Origin of the sequence: Streptomyces sp. PCS3-D2 (genome assembly GCF_000612545.2) — a bacterium.
GTDB lineage: Bacteria > Actinomycetota > Actinomycetes > Streptomycetales > Streptomycetaceae > Streptomyces.
The window spans coordinates 5,768,228-5,787,181 of sequence record NZ_CP097800.1 but is presented as its reverse complement, the minus strand read 5'-3'; the positions used below and the strand labels follow the sequence as shown (position 1 = coordinate 5,787,181).

Below are 18,954 nucleotides of genomic sequence, written 5' to 3'. Positions count from 1 at the left end.
CCACCGCGGAACAAGGCGCTGGTGGCCCGGCTTTCGGGGAGGGGTCTGTCATGGCTCGGGAGACGACGTATCTGGAGCTGTCGCAGGACGGCGGCGGGGCGCACAAGTTCTACGAGGTGACCGTGGACGGTACGGCCGTCTCGGTGCGCTACGGCCGCATCGGCGCGTCCGGCCAGCTGCAGAGCTCCTCGTTCCCGACCGCCGAGAAGGCCCGGGCGGCTGCCGCCAGGAAGATCGGCGAGAAGGTCCGCAAGGGATACGCCCCGGCCGTGCAGGGTCAGCGCGCCGCCCGGGCGGTGACACGCCGCCAGGTGGCCTCGGCGCCGTCGACGGCGCGTGCCGTCGCCCCGGTGCTGTGGCGCTTCCGTACCGGTTCCGCGGCCTTCGGGATCCACGTCGACGAGGACCGCTGCTGGGTCGGCAACCAGGCCGGCGACGTGTACACGCTGAGCCACGGCGGTGAGGTGCTGGCCCGCTATTCCCTGCCGGACGGGGTGAAGTGCCTGGTGGCGGACGAGTTCTGGATATACGCGGGCTGTGACGACGGCACGGTGTACGACCTGTCGTCGAAGGTCCCCTTCGGCGCCTACGCCATCGCGGCGGACGTGGACATCTACTGGCTGGACATCCACGAGGGCGTGCTCAACGTGTCCGACGCGAACGGCGGTCTGACCGTCATCGACCACGAGGACGAGCACCAGTGGTCACGGAAGTCCTCGGGGAGCGGTGCGTGGATGGTCCGGGCCGACGAGCGGGCGGTCTACCACGGGCACAGCGCCGGAGTGACGGCCTACGCGGCCGACGGCACCGGGCAGGTGTGGCACAGCGCCACCCCCGGCGGAGTCCTGTTCGGCTGGCAGGAGGAGCACTCGGTGTACGCGGGTACGGTCCGCAACACGGTGCAGCGGCTGTCGAAGGCCACCGGGGCCACGGAGGCCACTTACCGGTGCGACGCGGCGGTGTACTCGTGCGCGACCTCGCCGGACGGCCGCCACGTCTTCGCGGGCGACTCCTCCTCCTCGGTCTACTGCTTCGACGCGGACGGGCGCCGGCTGTGGAAGCTGGGAACCGGCGGCGGGTCGGCGCTGTCGATGCAGTACCTGGACGGACGGCTCTACCTCGTCACCACGGACGGCTCGCTGGTCTGCGTGGACGCGAGCGAGCAGGCGATCGCGGCGGCCCAGCAGGGGGCGGTGCCCGCACCGGTGGACGTCAAGTCCGCAGCCGCGCTGCCGGTGTTCACCCCGGCCGCTTCGGCCTCGGCGGTGGCGACGGTCTCGATGGCCGCGGTGGCCTCGGACCCGGCGGGCGGCGTGGTCGTGGAGTGCGTCCAGCAGGGCGGCCGGGTACGGGTGCAGGTGGTGTCGGGCGGCTTCGAGTCGTCCTGGAACGTGCAGTTCCCGCGGGGCATCAGGGAGGTCGGCGCCCGGTACGTGGTCGACGGCCTGCACGCGGCATCGGGCGGCTTCTACCGGGTGCGCGGGGAGATACGCCGACTGGTCTGAGCTCGGCCGGCCCGCTCGGGCGACGGGTCAGCGGGGGTGCTGCCGGCAAACCTCCGGGGTGGCACCGGAGGGAGCCGGCGTGGGTATGGAGAACGCGGTCCCCTCGGGCAGCCGGGGGGTCACGTGGAGTACGACGGGCTCGGTGCCGAGGTTGTGGCCCAGGTGTATGTGACCGATGCCCGCGGGTTCCACAAAGGCGGTTCCGGGCCGGTGCACTTCGACGCTGAGGTCGTGCAGGACCCGGGTGAGGGTGCCCGCGAGGACGACTGCTTCGAGCCGGGTCCGGTGGTAGTGCCAGCCGGTGCAGGCACCGGGCGGAATGACGATCTCGTGGCCCGCCGGGACCGTCGTGACGCATGCTCTTCCGGTGCTCATGCCGAAGCCGGTCACCGGCGGCCTCGCTGTCGTCGTCCGCTGCGCTCCCATGTGCTCCTCCTCCGTGGTCCGGGCCCGTTCGGCCGTCGGTCCCGTGACCACCGTAGGAGTGATCAGGCCGATCCCGGAAGAGTCGGCCAAACCTCAACCTCCCGTCCCCACCAGGTGATACGAGGCGCTCAGGGCGGTATCACACCCGTATGAGCCTGGTCGTTTTCGAGTCTGCGAAGCAGATCCACTGCGCGGAGTGCCGGCGGGGTCCGCTCCGGCACCTGGTCCGCGAGGCCGGTGTGCCCCGGTGCCTGGACTGTGCGGATCTGGGGCATCTCGTCTACCTCCCGCGCGGGGACGCAGCCCTCACCCGGCGGTCCCGCGAGGCGAGTTCGCTCTGCGCCGTCGTGGTGCGCTTCAACCGGCGGCGCCGCCGGTACGAGCGTCTCGGGCTCCTCGTCGAGGACGCCGCCCTGGCCGACGCGGAACGCGCATGCCTCGCGGACTCCGAGGCGCGGGCGCGCCGGCGGGAGCGCGACCGGCTACGCCGTGCGGCGCAGGACGTGCGGTTCACGGCGGCCTTCGCGGCCGAGATCGTGCGGCTGTTCCCCGGCTGCCCGGCCGACCGGGCCGTGGCGATCGCCACCCATGCCTCGGTGCGCGGGAGCGGCCGGGTGGGCCGCAGCGCGGCGGGCCGGGCCCTGGACGAAGCCGCGGTCTCGGTGGCGGTGCGGGCGGCGGTGCGACACACCGACACCGAGTACGACGCCCTGCTGATGGCGGGTGTCCCCCGCTTCGCGGCCCGCGCACGGCTGGCCGCGCGGATCGACGCCGTCCTGGACGGATGGCGCGCCATACCCGAGCAGCGGAACGCTAGTTGAGCCGGAACCGGCGGTAGAGGAGGACACCACCGAGGAGCAGGGCCCCGCCCGCGGGCAGCAGGTAGCCGGCGCCGTCGGCGCCGGTGTGGGCGAGCGCCTCACCGGGCCGCGGGGGCTGCGCCTCGGTGACCGGGACGACGGGTGCGGCGGGGGTGACCGGAGTGACCGGGGTGACCGGCTTCTCAACGACGGGCGGCTGGACCGGCTTGCCTTCGGTGGGCTTCTCGACGTTGACGGAGGTGTTGCCGTGCGCGGGGTTGCCGATGCCGACCACGTTGACGGAGTTGCCGCTGGCGTTCAGCGGCAGGTTGACGGGCAACTGAATGCCATTGCCTGACAATACGCCTGGAGAATCCTTTCCGCGCCCCTCTGCCACCGCGCCCCCGCCGTTCCCTCCGCCCTGCTGCGACGCGTCCGCCCCGCCACCGCCCGACGCGTTGGCGCAGCGGTTCCCGGCCGCGGGGTTCAACACGCCGACGACGTTCACGGTGTTCCCGCAGACGTTCACCGGCAGGTCCACGGGCAGCTGGACGAGATTCCCGGAGAGCAGACCCGGCGATCGCTCGGCCTTGCCATCGGCGTCCGCGTCGGCGTGGGCGAGTCCGCCCACACCCGCGACAGCTAGGCCGCCACCTGCAACGACCGCCGCGATCAGACCACTTCGACGACTGTGACGCATCACTTTCCCTGCCTTCCGGTGGATTTGCGGGGCCTCGCCCGCACCGGAAACAACGCCCCCAAACCCATACGGGTTATAGAAGCGGTAGGCATTTCACTCAATCGTGTACGGGGTACTGGGTACTTCATGACCGCACGACCGCTCCTCCTCCTCGACGTCGACGGACCGCTCAACCCCTTCCGGTCCCTCTCCGCCGGACTGCGCGGGTACCGGAGCCACCGCATGTGGCCGGACGTCTGGCTCTCCTACCGCGATCCGGAGACCCGCAGGGCCCGACGCGGGGCGCGGGTCCGCCTCCACCCCTCCCACGGCGCCCGGCTGCTGGCCCTGCCCTTCGAGATCGCCTGGGCCACGGCCTGGACGCATCAGGCCAACACCCTGATCTCCCCGCACATCGGGCTCCCCGGCGACCTGTCCGTCGTCGAATGGCCCGAACTGTTCGCCGAGGATCCCGACGGCCTCTCCTGGAAGACCCGGCATCTGAGGGACTGGGCGGCGGGCCGCCCCTTCGCCTGGGTCGACGACATGATCACCTCGCGGGACCGGGATTGGGTCGCCGCCCACCATCCGGCGCCGGCCCTGCTGCTGCGCGTCCACCCGCGCCACGGCCTGCGGGACCGCGACTTCACCGCGCTGACCCGCTGGGCGGAGGGCCTCAGCCCAGCAGGGCGCTGACCGGGTCCGCGGAGGGCCGGCCCGTGGGCCACCAGTCGTCGTCGCCCGGACGGGACTCGTAGGCGTACCAGAGGGCGTCGCGGCCGAGCCGCAGCTGGCGGGTGCGGGCCGTCAGGCGGTTGCGTTCGGGGCGGAAGGGGCCCTGCGCCGCGGCGAGGAGCGCCGGGCGGGCCCGGTCGAAGGGGCCGGCCGGCGGATCCCAGGCCTCTTCGAGCGCGGCCAGGGCGGGGCGGCCGCCCTGGCGCCAGGCCGCCGCGGCCCGCGCGAGGTCGGTGGTGGTGCGCCCGGTGGCGCGGGCCAGGTCCCGGTAGAGGGTGCGGGCCGTACCGGTCAGGCCGGACGTGGGCTCGGCGGAGGCCAGCCGTACGGCGTCCTGCCAGAGGGAGAGCCCGGCGACCGGGTCCTCGCCGGTGGTGAGCAGTGCGAGGGCCCGGGCGGCGGCGTCGGAGGCGAGCTGGTCGAGGGCCAGCGGGTCCGGCGCCGCCGGGTCGGCCGGGCAGGCGGGTGGCAGACCCACCGCCGCGGGCGCGCTGAGCGGCATCGGCAGCGGCAGCACCGCACGGGCGCATGCCTCCCGGGCCGCGACACCGGGGAAGGCCGCTGCCGCACCGGGCTGTTCGCGTGCCGCGTGGGCGGCGTTGCGGCGGGTGAGGTCCGCCAGGAGCTCCCGCTCGCCGCGGCCGCGCAGGAGCAGCAGGACGAAGGGGTCGGCGTCGAGGAGACGGGCCGCGCGGTAGCAGAGGGCGGCGGCGTGCTTGCACGGCGGACGCCCGAAGTCCGGGCAGGAGCAGTGCGGGACGAGCTCGCCCGCCCCGGGCAGCACGGTCCCCGCCAGCGTCTGCGGGACCTCGCGCTCCAGGAGGGAGCCGAGTGCCGCCGGGTCGGCGGCCACCTCCTCCAGCAGCTCGCTCCACTCCGGGTCCGCGAAGGCGGGCAGGGTCAGCTCGGTGCGGTACGGGCGGGGTCTGCTGCCCCGGACGTACGCGACGATCCGGCCGGGTGTGACGGTCACCGCGTCGACCCGCCCGGCGGCGGCGTACGCACGACCGCGGGCCAGGCGGGCCGGGTCGCCGGAGGCCGCCTCCAGGGCGGACACCCAGGCGCGGCCCCACCAGCTCACCGCCTCCGCCCCGGCGGGCACGGTCTCGAAGGTGCGGCGGCGGTCGTCCCGCGCGGTGATCATGTGGGCCTCCGCAGGGAGACGAGGTCGGCGAGCTCGCGGTCGGTCAGCTCGGTGAGCGCCGCCTCGCCCGAGCCGAGGACGGCGTCGGCCAGGGCACGCTTCGCCTCCAGCATCTCGGCGATGCGGTCCTCGACCGTGCCCTCGGCGATGATGCGGTGGACCTGTACGGGCCTGGTCTGGCCGATGCGGTAGGCGCGGTCGGTGGCCTGTTCCTCGACGGCCGGGTTCCACCAGCGGTCGAAGTGGACGACGTGTCCGGCCCGGGTGAGGTTCAGGCCGGTGCCGGCGGCCTTGAGGGACAGCAGGAAGACGGGGACCTCACCGGCCTGGAAGCGGTCGACGAGCTCCTCCCGGCGCGCGACCGGGGTGCCGCCGTGCAGGAGCTGCGAGGCGATCCCGCGGGCCGACAGGTGCCGTTCGATAAGCCGGGCCATCGTCACGTACTGCGTGAAGACCAGCACCGATCCGCCCTCGGCGACGATCGTGTCGAGCAGCTCGTCCAGCAGGGCGAGCTTGCCGGAACGGTGCGGAAGCCGGGGCCGCTCCTCCTTCAGGTACTGCGCGGGGTGGTTGCAGATCTGTTTGAGCGAGGCCAGCAACTTCATGATCATGCCGCGTCTCTCGATGCCCTCGCTGGACTCGATCACGGCCATCGCCTCGTCCACCGCGGCCCGGTAGAGGGAGACCTGCTCCCGGGTGAGGGACACCGGGTGGTCGGTCTCCGTCTTCGGCGGCAGCTCGGGCGCGATACCGGGGTCGGACTTCCTGCGCCGCAGCAGGAACGGCCGTACGAGCGCGGACAGTCGGGCGACCGCGGCCTCGTTGCCGCCGTCCTCGGCCTGCTGGTGCTCCACCGGGCGGGCGTGCCGGGCCCGGAAGGCGGTCAGCGGACCCAGCAGTCCCGGTGTGGTCCAGTCGAGCAGCGCCCACAGCTCGGAGAGGTTGTTCTCCACCGGGGTGCCGGTCAGCGCCACCCGGGCCGGCGCGGGGATGGTGCGCAATGCCTTGGCGGTCGCCGAGTGGGGGTTCTTCACGTGCTGTGCCTCGTCGGCGACGACCATGCCCCAGCGCTGTCCGGCGAGCTGGGCGGCGCTGGCGCGCATCGTGCCGTAGGTGGTGAGCACGAACCCGCCCTCGCAGGACGTCAGGTCATCGGTGCTGCGGCCGCCGCCGTGGAAGCGGCGCACGGGGGTGCCGGGCGCGAACTTTCCGATCTCGCGCTGCCAGTTGCCCAGGAGGGAGGCCGGGCAGACCACGAGCGTGGGCTCGCGGCGGTCCCGGTGCAGATGGAGTGCGATGAGGGTGACGGTCTTGCCCAGGCCCATGTCGTCGGCGAGGCAGCCGCCGAGACCCAGCGAGGTCATCAGGTCCAGCCAGGCCAGGCCGCGTGCCTGGTAGTCGCGCAGGGTGGCCCTGAGGGCAGGGGGCTGCGGGAGCGGGACCGGTTCCCCGGTCAGCCGCTCCCGGAGGGCCGCCAGCGCGCCCACGGGCACCGCCTCGACCTGCTCGCCGTCGGCCTCGGCCGTCCCCGACAGGACGGCGGCCAGCGCGTCCACCGGTTCCAGCAGGCCCAGTTCGCGGCGGCGCGCCTTGCGGACCAGCTCCGGGTCCACCCGCACCCACTGGTCCCGCAGCCGGACGACGGGTCGGTGGGCCTGCGCCAGCGCGTCCATCTCGCCCGGGGTCAGCCGGTCACCGCCCAGGGCCAGTTCCCAGGAGAAGGCGAAGAGGTGTTCCGCGTCGAAGAAGGCGGTCCCGTCGATGGCGGACCCGGGCGCGGTGGACCGTACGACGGCGGTCGCGGACAGCGTACGGGCCAGGTCCCGCGGCCAGTGGACGACGACCCCGGCTGCCGCCAGGCGGTCCGCGGCCACCCCCAGCAGATCCTCCAGCTCCGGGTCGGACAGGGCCAGGGCGTCGGGCACGGCCTGGTCCAGCAGCCTCAGCAGCGGCGGCCAGACCCGCGCGGCCCGGCGCAGCGCGAGCACGGCGTCGATCCGGGCGCGGGGGCCGAAGCCGACGCCGGCCGTCCCGGCCCACAGCTGCCCGGCATCGGTGACCAGCGTCGGGTCGGCGAGGCTGTGCACCTGGACGACGGCGGCGCCGGCACGGCGGGTCTCCTCCCCCTCGGCCGCGTCGAAGACGCGGAAGGAGGACAGGTCCAGCCTGAGCGAGAGCCCGACCCCGGCATCGGCCCCGGCCGCGACCTGCGCGGCCCACTCCCGCAGGCCGGGCACCCGCTGCGGTTCCCGGGCGGCGAACGGCCGCCCGGCGGCGACGGCCGCGGCCGGGGTGCGGGGCAGGCTGTCGGCGACGGCATCGAGGAAGGCGCGTACCAGCGCTTCCGGTTCGGGCAGCTGGAGCGGGCGGCGTCCGGCGAGCGGCGTCGCGTATCCCTCGTGGGGCAGGGCGGCGGCGACCGCCCTCAGGTGGGCGAGGTCGGCGGCTTCGAGCGGGCCGGCACGCCACGCGTCGACGCCCTCGGGGGTGAGCCCGGGAAGGAGCCGGCCGCGCGCGGCCAGGGTGAGGGCCTGTGTGGCGGCGGTGCCCCAGGCCCGGGTGGCGGGGTGCGCGGCGGGGTTGCGGGGGGCCCGCGCGAGCAGCGGCAGGGCGGCGTCGACGCCGAAGGCCACCGCGGGCACGGTCCTGCTGCGGACCGCGCTGCCGTGCGGCCGTACGACGGTGAGCCGGTCCGGTGTGCCCGCCTCGGGCAGCGGGCCGCCCTCCGGCGACCAGAAGGCGACCCGCCCTTGCCGGGGGACGGCGGCAGGCAGGAAGACGGCTGCACAGCGCAGCAGCGCGGATTCCTGCGGCATCGGCCGCGTCTGCGCCGTCATGCCGTCCCCCTCTCCCCCTCGATGTCCTCCGGGACCTGCCGGACCCTTCCCCACGAGTCTAGGCGCGACCGCCGACAAAGCCCTCTGACCTGCGAATTCAGCGCGCCCAGCGCCCCTGTTCCAGGGCGTACCCGTAGACCGGCCGGCCGGTGGCGGCGCTGGTGCGCAGCGGACGGCCACCGTCGTCGATGCGCAGGGTGCCCGAGCCGGCCGGTGAGGACCACCTCAGGTCCAGGGACCAGTCGCAGTCGCAGCCCGTGGTGGCCGCCTCCACCCGCAGGACGACCGGTTCCGCGGCCGAGACCCGCATCGGGAACGCCGGGGCCGGCAGTCGCTTGCCGGAGTCGTTACCGGCGACGGGCCGGGCCAGCGGGCGGGGCGCGTCCAGGTTGACGGCGAAGACGGCCGGGGTGAGACCGCCGCCGCAGCCCTGGGACATCTGGTACACGTTCCATGCGGGCGGTGTGCGGCGGGCCGCCACCCGAACCTCCAGGCCTTCCAGGACCACCGCTCCCCCGCCCGTGCCGTGCAGCGTGACCTCCACGGTCTGGTTCCCGGCGTGCACGGCGCGCTGGGCCGACGCCCAGGCCGGCGCGTCCGCCTCCACGGGCGGCGGGGGCACCGCCGCGGGCCCCCGCTCGGCCAGGTAGGCGTGGTCGCAGCCCGCGGCCCACACGTGCGGGCGCACCGCCGCCCTGAGGGGGGCCGCCTGCGTCCGGCCGGGGCCCGGCGGCGAGGCGGAGGGCGGGGTCGCGTCCGGGTCCCCCGGCGGCGGGCCCGGCGCAGGTCCCGTGGCCGGCCCCGTCGGAGCCGCTCCCGCCTCCGACGGGGACGCCGCGGCCGGAGCGGATCCCGAAGGGCCGCCCGTACCGGCTGCCGGGCCCCGCCCGGGTGCGGTGCGCGGTGTCCCCGGGTCGGGTCCGGTCAGCGCCAGCAGCGTCACGGCCACCGCACCGGCCGCCAGCCGCGCGGCGGCGGCCACGGCCGCCCTGCGCCGGTGCCGGGACGACCGCAACGGCGGCTCCACCACCACGTCCGGGCCCTCCGGCGCGGCCTGCTCCGGCGGGGCGTCCGGCACCGGATGCGGTGCCGGTGCGGGTGCGGGTGCCGGTGCCGGTGCGGGTGCGGGTGCCGGTGCAGTTTCCGGATCCGGTGCCGCGGCCGCGGCGCGCCGCCGCGCGTCCGCCAGGAGCCACGCCCGGTGCAGGTCCACCGCCTCCGCCGCCGAAGCCCCGCAGGCCCGCGCGAAGCGGTCCACCACCGCGAACTCCGCGGGCAGCGCCGCCCCGTTGCAGTAGCGGTGCAGCGTCGACGTACTGGTGTGCAGCCTGCGCGCCAGCACGCCGTAACTCAGCCCGCCGCGGTCCTTCAGTTCTCGCATCCGCCGCGCGAAGTCCTCGGCCTCACTCACGGTGTCCCCGTCCCCCGTCCCATCGCTCCGTTCCATGCATGAGGTGTTCCCCCAGGTGACAGTGCGTACGGGCGTTCCAGTGTCCCGGTTTCGCCCCGAACCCTGGCCCCGCGCCCCGGCCGGGGAACAGCCTGGACAGGCACACCGACACCTCCACGGGGAGAGCCCACATGTTCCGACGTACCGAGACCGCCGCCGCCCTCGCCACCGCACTGGTCGCGGCGGCCGCCACCCTCGTCCTCACCGCCCCGACCTCCGCCGCGGCCCCCGGCGCGCCCGGCTTCCTGGCCGGCACCGACCTGCCGCCGCACCCGACGTCCCCCTGGTACGCCGGCGAGATCACCAGGGGGCTGCCCGAGACGGCTCCGTTCTGCCTGGACGGCGTGCTGCCGCGGGCGGGCGGCTGGCACCGGGAGTTCGGCACCGAGTACGACACCGGCGCCGTCCAGGTGTCCGTGCGCGCCGCCTCCCCCTCCGCGGCCGCCAAGCTCGCCGGCAGGCTGGAGCGCAGGGTCGCCGGCTGCGCTGCCGACTGGCTGCGTACGACCCCGGGCGGCACGGCCTCCTGGCAGGACTACGGGACCCTCCCGGTCGAGGAGGGCGCGCACGTCTACGGGGTCCACACCTCGATCCCGGAGTCCGAGCCGGGCGTGCACCTCTATGGGATCGGACGCGACGGTTCCACCGTGACCGTCGTGAAGTGGAGCCAGATGGGCGACCTGTCGCAGGCCCCGGTCGCCGCCTTCAGGAAGACGACCGGCACGGCCGTGAACAAGCTCAACCCGTAGCCCGGCGGGCATCCTGAACCGGGCGGACCGGCCGCGCGGCGCCACGGCCGGCGCACGGCACCGGCCGGATCAGGCAGCTCGGCCGGATCAGGCCGGTCCGGCCTGCTCCTCGAAGCGGGCCGCCGCCAGGTATTCCGGCTGCGGGTCGAGGGCCGCGGCCAGCCGGAAGTGCTTGCGCGCCTGCTCGGGCCGCCCCGCTCGCTCGTGCGTGCGGGCCAGCGCGAAGTGGGCGAAGGCGTTGTCCGGCTCGCGCTCCAGCACGAGCTCGAACTCCAGCTCGGCCGGGCGTAGTTGGGCGGCGGCGAAGAAGGCCCGGGCGCGCAGCAGGCGGGCCGCCGTGTTCTCCGGGTGGGCGGCCACGACCGAGTCGAGCAGCTTGACCGCGCCGCGCGGGTCGCGTGCGGCGAGCAGCTGCTCGGCCGCCCGGAAGTCGATGACGTGTGTTTCCGGGCTGGACGGTGTGGGACGCGCGGTCTCGGACACGGTATGGATCCTTCCCTCTGCCGGAGCCTTCAACGCCCCCACCCCGCCCGCTATTCCATGCACACGTCAAGCAGTCCCAGCGCCCGGGGCTCGGCCCGAGGCCCGCTCCGTGAGCTCCTTCCACACCCTGCGCACCTGCGGCTCCAGCGCGTCCAGCGGCCCGTCGTTGTCGATCACGAGGGTGGCCACCGCGAGGCGCTCCTCGCGCGTGGCCTGCGCGGCCATTCGGGCCCTGGCCTCCTCCTCGGCCATGGCGCGCAGCCCGGTCAGCCGGGCCAGCTGCGTCGACGGGGCCGCGTCCACCACGACCACCAGGTCGTAGAGGGGTGCGAGGCCATTCTCGGTGAGCAGCGGCACGTCGTGGACGACGATGGCGTCGGGGCCCGCGGCGGCTTCCAGTTCGGCGGACCGGGCGCCGACCAGCGGATGCACGATCGCGTTGAGCGTCCGGAGCTTGTCCTCGTCCGCGAACACGATGGATCCCAGCCCGGGCCGGTCCAGCGTGCCCTCGGGGGTCAGCACCTCCCGCCCGAAGGCCGCCACGATCGCCGCGAGCCCGGGCGTACCGGGCTCCACCACCTCGCGCGCGATCCGATCGGCGTCGACGACGACCGCCCCGTACCCCGCCAGCAGCCGCGAGACCTCGCTCTTGCCGGCACCGATTCCGCCCGTCAGGCCCACTTTCAGCATGACCCGCAGCTTAGGCCCCCGTACAGCCGTGCGGGAGCCGCGGGGCGGAGGACCCGGGGACGGCGGGTTCAGCCCTCACCCTCGCGCTCCGCCAGGAACCGCTCGAACTCGCGGCCGATCTCGTCAGCCGACGGCAGCTCCGCCGGCTCGGCGATCATGTTGCCCCGGGTCTGGGCCCCGGCGGCGGCGTCGTACTGGTGCTCCAGCCCCTGCACCAGGCCGACCAGCTCCTCGTCGCCCTCGCGGATCTGCCGGTCGATCTCGGTCTGCGTGCGGTGTGCCTCGGTCCGCAGGGCGTGCGCCACGGCCGGCAGCACCAGTCCGGTCGCCGCCGTGATGGCCTCCAGCACCGTCAGCGCGGCGTCCGGGTACGGGGAGCGCGCCACGTAGTGCGGCACGTGTGCGGCGACGCCGAGGACATCGTGCCCGGCCTGGGACAGACGGAACTCCACCAGCGATTCGGCACTGCCGGGCACCTGGGCCTCGTCGAAGGGGCTGCGGTGGCCGGGCATGAGGTCGGTCCGGTTCCCGTGCGGGGTGATGCCGACGGGCCGGGTGTGCGGGACGCCCATCGGGATGCCGTGGAAGTTGACCGAGAGACGGACCCCGAGACGCTCGACGATCTGCCGGACGGCGACGGCGAAGCGCTCCCACTCCACGTCCGGCTCCGGGCCGGACAGCAGCAGGAACGGCGCCCCGGTGGCGTCCTGGACCAGCCGGACCTCCAGCCGCGGCTCCTCGAACTCCGCCCAGTGGTCACGCTGGAAGGTCAGCAGCGGGCGGCGCGCCCGGTAGTCCACGAGCCGGTCCGCGTCGAAGCGTGCCACCACCTGGTGGGGCAGGGTGTCCAGGAGCCGGTCGACGATCTGCTCGCCGGCCTCTCCCGCGTCGATGTACCCCTCGAAGTGGTACAGCATGACCAGCCCGGCCGAGTCCTGGGCGACCGCCAGGTCGGCCACCGCCAGACCCTTGGCATCCCATTCGTACAAGCCCTGTGGATCAAGCACCGCCACCACTCCTCCTCGTCTCGTTCTCTGCCAAGAACGTCCGAGGCTGCGCGGCCATTCCCCGGCCGGGCCCCTTCACAGGAACGGAATGGATCACACGGGCCACCGCCACCGCAGGGATCCCGCCGGGAACGCGGTGAGGCCCGCCCCCCGAAGGGGACGGGCCTCACCGGCGTACTGGGTCAGCTCTGCTCACACCGAGGTGCGATGCGCGCTGCGATCAGCTCTGGCCGCCGGCCAGCTTCTCGCGGAGCGCGGCCAGGGCCTCGTCCGACGCCAGGGCGCCGGAGGTCTCGTCCGACTCCGAGGAGTAGGAACCACCCGAGATGCCCGCACCGGCGTTGCCACCGGCGGCCGGGGCGGCAGCGCCCTCGGCGGCAGCGGCCTCGTCGGCCTCGCGGCTCTTGATGACCTGCGCCTGGTGCTGCTCGAAGCGAGCCTGCGCCTCGGCGTACTGGGTCTCCCAGGCCTCGCGCTGCTTCTCGTAGCCCTCGAGCCAGTCGTTGGTCTCGGGGTCGAAGCCCTCGGGGTAGATGTAGTTGCCCTGGTCGTCGTAGGACGCGGCCATGCCGTACAGGGTCGGGTCGAACTCGACCGACGCCGGGTCGGCACCGAAGGACTCGTTGGCCTGCTTCAGGGACAGCGAGATCCGGCGACGCTCCAGGTCGATGTCGATGACCTTGACGAAGATCTCGTCGTTGACCTGGACGACCTGCTCCGGGATCTCCACGTGGCGCTCGGCCAGCTCGGAGATGTGGACCAGACCCTCGATGCCCTCGTCCACGCGGACGAACGCACCGAACGGAACCAGCTTGGTGACCTTACCCGGGACGACCTGACCGATCTGGTGCGTACGGGCGAACTGCTGCCACGGGTCCTCCTGCGTCGCCTTCAGCGACAGGGAGACACGCTCGCGGTCCATGTCGACGTCGAGGACCTCGACGGTGACTTCCTGGCCGACCTCGACAACCTCGGACGGGTGGTCGATGTGCTTCCAGGACAGCTCGGAGACGTGAACGAGACCGTCGACGCCACCCAGGTCCACGAAGGCACCGAAGTTGACGATCGAGGACACGACGCCGGAGCGGACCTGGCCCTTCTGCAGGGTGGTGAGGAACGTCTGGCGAACCTCGGACTGGGTCTGCTCCAGCCAGGCGCGGCGGGACAGGACCACGTTGTTGCGGTTCTTGTCCAGCTCGATGATCTTCGCCTCGAGCTCCTTGCCCACGTAGGGCTGGAGGTCGCGGACACGGCGCATCTCGACCAGGGAGGCCGGGAGGAAGCCGCGGAGGCCGATGTCGAGGATGAGACCACCCTTGACGACCTCGATGACGGTACCGGTGACGATGCCGTCCTCTTCCTTGATCTTCTCGATCGTGCCCCAGGCACGCTCGTACTGAGCGCGCTTCTTGGACAGGATCAGACGGCCTTCCTTGTCCTCCTTCTGGAGAACCAGGGCCTCGATCTCGTCGCCGACCTTGACGACCTCGTTCGGGTCGACGTCGTGCTTGATCGAGAGCTCGCGGCTCGGGATCACGCCTTCCGTCTTGTAACCGATGTCGAGCAGGACCTCGTCCCGGTCGACCTTCACGATGACGCCGTCGACGATGTCGCCGTCGTTGAAGTACTTGATCGTCTCGTCGATCGCGGCGAGGAAGGCTTCCTCGTTACCGATGTCGTTGACCGCTACCTGCGGAGTGGTAGAGGTGGTCTCGGTGCTGCTCGTCATGTGGGAAAGGGCTCCGGTTACGGACAGAAAGTCGTAGGTACTGCTACGCCGGGAGCCCTTATCGGCATCTGCCGAAGAAGCCGGACAGCCACGGAAGCCCGATCCGCACAGGCGGGAGGCCTCGAAAACCGAGGGGACATCAACAGATGCAAGCGCAGCCTGCTAGGTCTGAGGAGCACAGGCTCGCAGCGCAACTTGTAGCATACGGGGGCTGCCGGACAGGGTCAATGCGCGAAGGCCCACACCCCGGGCGGATCACCGCACAACCGGCACAATTCACGGGCGGGCGCGCGCTGATGGCGCTCCCTGCCGCGTCCCAAGACATTCGCAGACTACGACGGCGGGCCCCATGAACCAAGAGGACGACACCCTCGAAGACGCGTACGCGGCCGATCCGGCCTCCGCGGACGACGCAGAGGCCACGCGCCGTGACGCCGGGGAAGCGGAGAGCAGCCGCGCGAGCCGCGGCTGGTGGGACCGCAACGCCGACGAGTACCAGAGCGAGCACGGCGCGTTCCTCGGCGACGACCGCTTCGTGTGGGGGCCCGAGGGCCTCGACGAGGCGGACGCCGCCCTGCTGGGCCCCGCCGCCTCCCTCAAGGACAAGGACGTACTGGAGATCGGCGCCGGCGCCGCCCAGTGCTCCCGCTGGCTGGCCGCCCAGGGCGCCCGCCCGGTGGCCCTCGACCTCTCCCACCGCCAGCTCCAGCACGCGCTGCGCATCGGCGACGACATCCCGCTGGTCGAGGCCGACGCCGGCCGGCTCCCCTTCCGCGACGGCTCCTTCGACCTCGCCTGCTCCGCCTACGGAGCCGTCCCCTTCGTCGCCGACCCGGTGAACGTCATGCGGGAGGTCCACCGCGTCCTGCGCCCCGGGGGCCGCTGGGTCTTCTCGGTGACCCACCCCGTCCGCTGGGCCTTCCCCGACGAGCCCGGCCCCGAGGGCCTGACCGTCTCCGCCTCCTACTTCGACCGGACCCCCTACGTCGAGCAGGACGAGCGGGGCCGCGCGGTCTACGTGGAGCACCACCGCACCCTCGGCGACCGCGTCCGCGACGTGGTGGCGGGCGGCTTCCGCCTCCTCGACCTCGTCGAGCCCGAGTGGCCCGAGTGGAACGGCCAGGAGTGGGGCGGTTGGTCCCCGCTGCGCGGCAACCTGATCCCCGGCACCGCGATCTTCGTCTGCGAGAGGGCCTGACGCCTTGATCCGCCAGGCCGCCCTCGACGCCCTTCCCGTACGGGGGGCCCTGCCCGGACTCGTCCGCGCGCTCGGCGCGCACGGCACCGCGGTGCTGTGCGCGCCGCCCGGGACGGGCAAGACGACGCTGGTGCCGCTGGTGCTCGCGGGCCTGGTGGACGGCGGGCCGCGGCGCCGGGTGGTGGTGGCCGAGCCGCGGCGGATCGCCGCCCGGGCGGCGGCGCGCCGGATGGCCTGGCTGCTGGGCGAGCGGACCGGCGAATCGGTCGGCTTCACGGTCCGCGGCGAGCGCGTGGCCGGCCCCGGCACGCTCGTGGAGGTGGTGACCACCGGAGTGCTGCTCCAGCGGCTCCAGCGCGACCAGGAACTGGCCGGCGTGGACGTGGTCGTCCTGGACGAGTGCCACGAGCGACACCTGGACGCGGACACGGTCGCCGCGTTCCTCCTCGACGTACGGCAGACCTTGCGGCCGGAGTTGCATCTGGTGGCGGCTTCCGCGACGACCGACTCCGCCGGCTGGGCCCGGCTGCTCGGGGACGCGCCGGTGGTCGAGGCCGCGGGGGTGGCGTACCCGGTGGAGACCGTCTGGGCTCCCCCGGCCCGGCCGGTGCGGCCCCCGCACGGGATGCGGGTGGACCCGGCGCAGCTGGCGCACGTGGCCTCGGTGGTGCGCCGGGCGCTGGCGGAGCGTTCGGGTGACGTGCTGTGCTTCCTGCCCGGCGTCGGTGAGATCGCACGGGTGGCGGGCCTGCTGGGCGGCGTGGACGCCGAGGTGCTCCAGGTCCACGGCCGGGCCCCGGCGACCGTGCAGGACGCGGCGCTGACGGCCTCGGACCACCGCCGGGTGATCCTCGCGACGGCGGTGGCGGAGTCGAGCCTGACCGTCCCCGGGGTGCGCGTGGTGGTCGATTCCGGGCTGGCCCGCGAACCCCGGGTGGACCATGCCCGCGGCCTGGGCGCGCTGGCGACCGTGCGGGCCTCCCGCGCGGCCGGGCGCCAGCGGGCGGGCCGGGCCGGGCGTGAGGCGCCGGGCGTGGTGTACCGCTGCTGGACGGAGGCGGAGGACGGCCGGCTGCCGGCGTTCCCTGCGCCGGAGATACGCGTCGCCGACCTGGCGCAGTTCGCCCTGCAAGCGGCCTGCTGGGGCGACCCGGACGCGTCGGGGCTGTCGCTGCTGGACGCGCCGCCGGCCGGGGCGATGGCAGCGGCGCGGGAGGTGCTCGTGGCCGTCGGGGCGGTGGACGCCGCCGGGCGGCCGAGCGCGCGCGGGCAGCGGATGGCCCGGCTCGGGCTGCACCCGCGGCTGGCACGGGCGCTGCTGGACGGCAGCACCGCGCTCGGCGCCCACCGGGCGGCGGGGCTGGTGGCACTGCTGAGCGAGGAGCCGCCGCGCGAGTACGGGGACGACCTGGCCGCGGCCCTGCGTCGGGCCCGTGCGGGCGGCGATGCCTACGCCGCCCGCTGGCGTGCGGAAGCCCGCCGCCTGGAGCGTGCCGCGGACCCCGCCGCCGGGACCGCGCCCGGCAGCCCGCTCGGGCGCGACGTCCCGGACGATGCCGCCGCCGGCCTCGTCGCCGCCCTCGCGTTCCCCGAGCGGGTGGCGAAGGCCAGGGGCGAGGGGGCCTTCCTGATGGCCTCCGGGACCGGGGCCGGGCTCGGCGACGGGTCGTCGCTGCGGCAGGCGCCCTGGCTGGCGGTCGCCGTCGCGGACCGACCCGCGCACTCCGCCTCGGCGCGGATCGGGCTGGCGGCGGTCATCGACGAGGACACCGCCCTGGCCGCCGCAGCACACCTGCGCACCGACGCCGAGGAGGTGCGCTGGGAGGGCGGGGACGTGGTCGCCCGCGAAGCGCACCGGCTCGGGGCGATCGAACTGGCCGTGCGGCCCCTGCGCGCCCCCGCCCCGGCGCTCGTGCGGGCCGCCCTGCTCGACGGGCTGCGCACGGAGGGGCTGGACCTGCTGCGCTGGTCGCAGGACGCGCGGGCACTGCGGGACCGCCTCGGCTTCCTGCACCGGACGCTCGGCGCCCCGTGGCCCGACGTGTCCGGCGTCGCCGCGCTGCTGGAGCGGGCCGACGACTGGCTGGAGCCCGAGCTGTCCCGGGCCAGGCGGCGCGCGGACCTGGCCCGGATCGACGCCGGGCAGGCCCTGAACCGGCTGCTGCCGTGGGCCACCGGCGAGGCGGTCCGGCTGGACGAACTGGCGCCCGAGCGGATCGAGGTGCCCAGCGGATCCCGGATCCGCGTCGACTACGCGCCCGAGCAGCCCGTACTGGCGGTGAAGCTCCAGGAGCTGTTCGGGCTGGCGGAGACTCCCCGGGTGGCGGGGGTGCCCGTACTCGTCCACCTGCTGTCGCCGGCCGGGCGCCCGGCGGCCGTCACCTCCGACCTGGCCTCCTTCTGGCAGGGCGGCTACCGCGCCGTCCGTGCGGAGCTGCGCGGCCGCTACCCCAAACATCCCTGGCCGGAGGACCCGGCCACGGCTGAGCCCACCCGCCACACCAACGCCCGGCTCAGGCGCTGACCCCGTCCGCGTCCTGCGGGGCGCGCGCGTCCCGCACGCGGCGGCCGCGGGCCTCCAGCAGCAGGGCCAGCCCGAGCAGGGCGAGGCCTCCGGCGGCCAGGCCGGCCGGGGCGTAGGTGTGCAGGGCGAGGACCTTCGCCCGGTTCGCCTTGACCAGGTCGACCGTGTGGTCGGAGTAGTCCTCGCGCAGGGTGACGTGCCCGGCGAAGGCGGTGAGCCTGCCGTCGGGTCCTCCCGAGGCGATGCCGCCGCGCATCTCCTGCTGGATGTCCTGTTCGGCGTTGACGGGCGCCCCGGTCACCGGGTCGACCCAGAAGCGCACGGTGGCGGTGTACCAGAGGGTGGTACCGGTGGCCGCCTCGATCGTCGCCGGGTCGATGCCCTCGATCGGCATCTTCTTCGGCATGGCCACCTTGGTCCAGGGGATGGTCTGCTCGAAGTAGTAGACGTCCATGCCCTTGAAGCGGCGCGGTCCGACGTAGTGGATCGGCGAGGAGGTGCGGGTCTGGGCGTCGAAATAGAGGTAGTCGCGCGGTTCGGTGAAGAAGGGCCACTTGAACTCGATGCCCTGGCGCCTGACCGGATCGCCGTCGACCATCTCCCCGGTGGCGTGCACCGGGTCCTGGGTGTGCGCGTCGAAGATGTAGCGCTCGGGGATCTGGGAGACCATGCTTCCGTCCGGGCCGATGATGTGGGACAGCGTGTCCCAGACGACGACGTCCTTGCCCGTGTCGGCCTCGATCTCCCTGGAGGCCTCCACGTTGCCCTTGAGGGTCTGCACGATCGTGACCTTGTCGACCTTCTTGGGCTGCATGCCGCCGGCGTAGTCGAGGAGGGTGGCGTCCCTCGCCTCCAGGACCATCTCCTGGTACTGGTTCGGCGGGATCTTCGCCAGTCGCGGGTACGCGTACCAGCGCAGCAGCGGCGCGAGCGCTGCGCAGAACACGGCCAGGGCCAGCAGGACAAGGCTCGCTCGGCGTCGCACGGCCGGGCCCTCC

16 protein-coding genes are annotated in these 18,954 nt (G+C 74.1%); 6 read left to right on the top strand and 10 right to left on the bottom strand.

From position 1 onward, the window contains the following. The first annotated feature begins 50 nt into the window (after positions 1 to 50). Positions 51 to 1,505 (top strand): WGR domain-containing protein, encoded by a 1,455-nt coding sequence (locus AW27_RS25730; RefSeq protein WP_037926636.1) that lies wholly within the window; start codon positions 51 to 53, stop codon positions 1,503 to 1,505. A 27-nt stretch (positions 1,506 to 1,532) separates the two neighbouring features. On the opposite strand, the gene AW27_RS25725 is transcribed toward AW27_RS25730, so the two are convergent. Further along, positions 1,533 to 2,021: a cupin domain-containing protein gene (locus AW27_RS25725; protein WP_052031190.1), complete on the bottom strand. Its 489-nt coding sequence runs from the start codon at positions 2,019 to 2,021 to the stop codon at positions 1,533 to 1,535. Positions 2,022 to 2,080: 59 nt separating this feature from the next. Between AW27_RS25725 and AW27_RS25720 the strand changes: the two genes are divergently transcribed. After that, on the top strand, positions 2,081 to 2,752 hold the full coding sequence (locus AW27_RS25720) for a DUF2293 domain-containing protein (RefSeq protein WP_037926638.1): 672 nt from the start codon (positions 2,081 to 2,083) through the stop codon (positions 2,750 to 2,752). On the opposite strand, the gene AW27_RS25715 is transcribed toward AW27_RS25720, so the two are convergent. Further along, positions 2,745 to 3,431 carry a chaplin gene (locus tag AW27_RS25715; protein WP_037926641.1) on the bottom strand — a complete coding sequence of 229 codons (687 nt, stop codon included), beginning with the start codon at positions 3,429 to 3,431 and terminating at the stop codon, positions 2,745 to 2,747. The genes AW27_RS25720 and AW27_RS25715 overlap by 8 nt on opposite strands. Before the next feature lie 126 nt (positions 3,432 to 3,557). On the opposite strand from AW27_RS25715, the gene AW27_RS25710 reads away from it, so the two are divergent. After that, complete coding sequence (locus tag AW27_RS25710) at positions 3,558 to 4,106, top strand: hypothetical protein (protein WP_037926646.1); 549 nt, start codon at positions 3,558 to 3,560, stop codon at positions 4,104 to 4,106. Here AW27_RS25710 and AW27_RS25705 read toward each other — a convergent pair. The 3 genes from AW27_RS25705 to AW27_RS25695 form a co-directional block, all read right to left on the bottom strand. Then, a complete protein-coding gene (locus AW27_RS25705) occupies positions 4,087 to 5,289 on the bottom strand; it encodes an SWIM zinc finger family protein (protein WP_037926649.1) in 1,203 nt (400 codons plus the stop codon). The two genes, AW27_RS25710 and AW27_RS25705, sit on opposite strands and share 20 nt — an antisense overlap. Next, positions 5,286 to 8,126 (bottom strand): DEAD/DEAH box helicase, encoded by a 2,841-nt coding sequence (locus AW27_RS25700; protein WP_052031191.1) that lies wholly within the window; start codon positions 8,124 to 8,126, stop codon positions 5,286 to 5,288. Before AW27_RS25700 ends, AW27_RS25705 begins: the two co-directional genes overlap by 4 nt. Positions 8,127 to 8,223: 97 nt before the next feature. After that, positions 8,224 to 9,573, bottom strand: a complete 1,350-nt coding sequence (locus AW27_RS25695; protein ID WP_052031192.1) for a helix-turn-helix domain-containing protein — start codon at positions 9,571 to 9,573, stop codon at positions 8,224 to 8,226. Between the two features lie 134 nt (positions 9,574 to 9,707). Here AW27_RS25695 and AW27_RS25690 point away from each other — a divergent pair, with 134 nt between their 5' ends. Next, entirely contained in the window at positions 9,708 to 10,325 is a 618-nt protein-coding gene (locus AW27_RS25690; protein WP_037926652.1) for a hypothetical protein, read from the top strand. An 87-nt stretch (positions 10,326 to 10,412) separates the two neighbouring features. Here AW27_RS25690 and AW27_RS25685 read toward each other — a convergent pair whose 3' ends face one another. From AW27_RS25685 to rpsA, 4 genes are all read right to left on the bottom strand, one after another. After that, positions 10,413 to 10,808, bottom strand: coding sequence for a tetratricopeptide repeat protein (locus AW27_RS25685; RefSeq protein ID WP_037926656.1), 396 nt, complete (start codon positions 10,806 to 10,808; stop codon positions 10,413 to 10,415). Between the two features lie 66 nt (positions 10,809 to 10,874). Beyond that, positions 10,875 to 11,498 (bottom strand): dephospho-CoA kinase, encoded by a 624-nt coding sequence (gene coaE, locus AW27_RS25680; protein ID WP_037926659.1) that lies wholly within the window; start codon positions 11,496 to 11,498, stop codon positions 10,875 to 10,877. Between the two features lie 68 nt (positions 11,499 to 11,566). Continuing rightward, on the bottom strand, positions 11,567 to 12,505 hold the full coding sequence (locus tag AW27_RS25675) for a PAC2 family protein (RefSeq protein ID WP_037927521.1): 939 nt from the start codon (positions 12,503 to 12,505) through the stop codon (positions 11,567 to 11,569). A gap of 220 nt (positions 12,506 to 12,725) precedes the next feature. Continuing rightward, complete coding sequence (gene rpsA / locus AW27_RS25670; RefSeq protein WP_030666059.1) at positions 12,726 to 14,234, bottom strand: 30S ribosomal protein S1; 1,509 nt, start codon at positions 14,232 to 14,234, stop codon at positions 12,726 to 12,728. Positions 14,235 to 14,583: 349 nt separating this feature from the next. On the opposite strand from rpsA, the gene AW27_RS25665 reads away from it, so the two are divergent. Next, on the top strand, positions 14,584 to 15,432 hold the full coding sequence (locus AW27_RS25665) for a class I SAM-dependent methyltransferase (RefSeq protein WP_037926663.1): 849 nt from the start codon (positions 14,584 to 14,586) through the stop codon (positions 15,430 to 15,432). Between the two features lie 4 nt (positions 15,433 to 15,436). Next, positions 15,437 to 17,956, top strand: a complete 2,520-nt coding sequence (hrpB, locus tag AW27_RS25660) for an ATP-dependent helicase HrpB (protein ID WP_037926667.1) — start codon at positions 15,437 to 15,439, stop codon at positions 17,954 to 17,956. Here the strand turns inward: hrpB and pgfA are convergent. Continuing rightward, positions 17,946 to 18,941: a cell envelope lipid trafficking protein PgfA gene (pgfA, locus tag AW27_RS25655; protein ID WP_037926669.1), complete on the bottom strand. Its 996-nt coding sequence runs from the start codon at positions 18,939 to 18,941 to the stop codon at positions 17,946 to 17,948. The genes hrpB and pgfA overlap by 11 nt on opposite strands. Positions 18,942 to 18,954: the final 13 nt, after the last annotated feature.

Excerpts from the sequence above, each read along its gene's own strand:
- AW27_RS25730 (WP_037926636.1), top strand. The coding sequence starts at position 51 with ATGGCTCGGGAGACGACGTATCTGGAGCTGTCGCAGGACGGCGGCGGG.
- AW27_RS25720 (WP_037926638.1), top strand. The coding sequence starts at position 2,081 with ATGAGCCTGGTCGTTTTCGAGTCTGCGAAGCAGATCCACTGCGCGGAG.
- AW27_RS25715 (WP_037926641.1), bottom strand. The coding sequence starts at position 3,431 with ATGCGTCACAGTCGTCGAAGTGGTCTGATCGCGGCGGTCGTTGCAGGT.
- AW27_RS25710 (WP_037926646.1), top strand. The coding sequence starts at position 3,558 with ATGACCGCACGACCGCTCCTCCTCCTCGACGTCGACGGACCGCTCAAC.
- AW27_RS25705 (WP_037926649.1), bottom strand. The coding sequence starts at position 5,289 with ATGATCACCGCGCGGGACGACCGCCGCCGCACCTTCGAGACCGTGCCC.
- AW27_RS25700 (WP_052031191.1), bottom strand. The coding sequence starts at position 8,126 with ATGACGGCGCAGACGCGGCCGATGCCGCAGGAATCCGCGCTGCTGCGC.
- AW27_RS25695 (WP_052031192.1), bottom strand. The coding sequence starts at position 9,573 with ATGGAACGGAGCGATGGGACGGGGGACGGGGACACCGTGAGTGAGGCC.
- AW27_RS25690 (WP_037926652.1), top strand. The coding sequence starts at position 9,708 with ATGTTCCGACGTACCGAGACCGCCGCCGCCCTCGCCACCGCACTGGTC.
- coaE (WP_037926659.1), bottom strand. The coding sequence starts at position 11,498 with ATGCTGAAAGTGGGCCTGACGGGCGGAATCGGTGCCGGCAAGAGCGAG.
- rpsA (WP_030666059.1), bottom strand. The coding sequence starts at position 14,234 with ATGACGAGCAGCACCGAGACCACCTCTACCACTCCGCAGGTAGCGGTC.
- AW27_RS25665 (WP_037926663.1), top strand. The coding sequence starts at position 14,584 with ATGAACCAAGAGGACGACACCCTCGAAGACGCGTACGCGGCCGATCCG.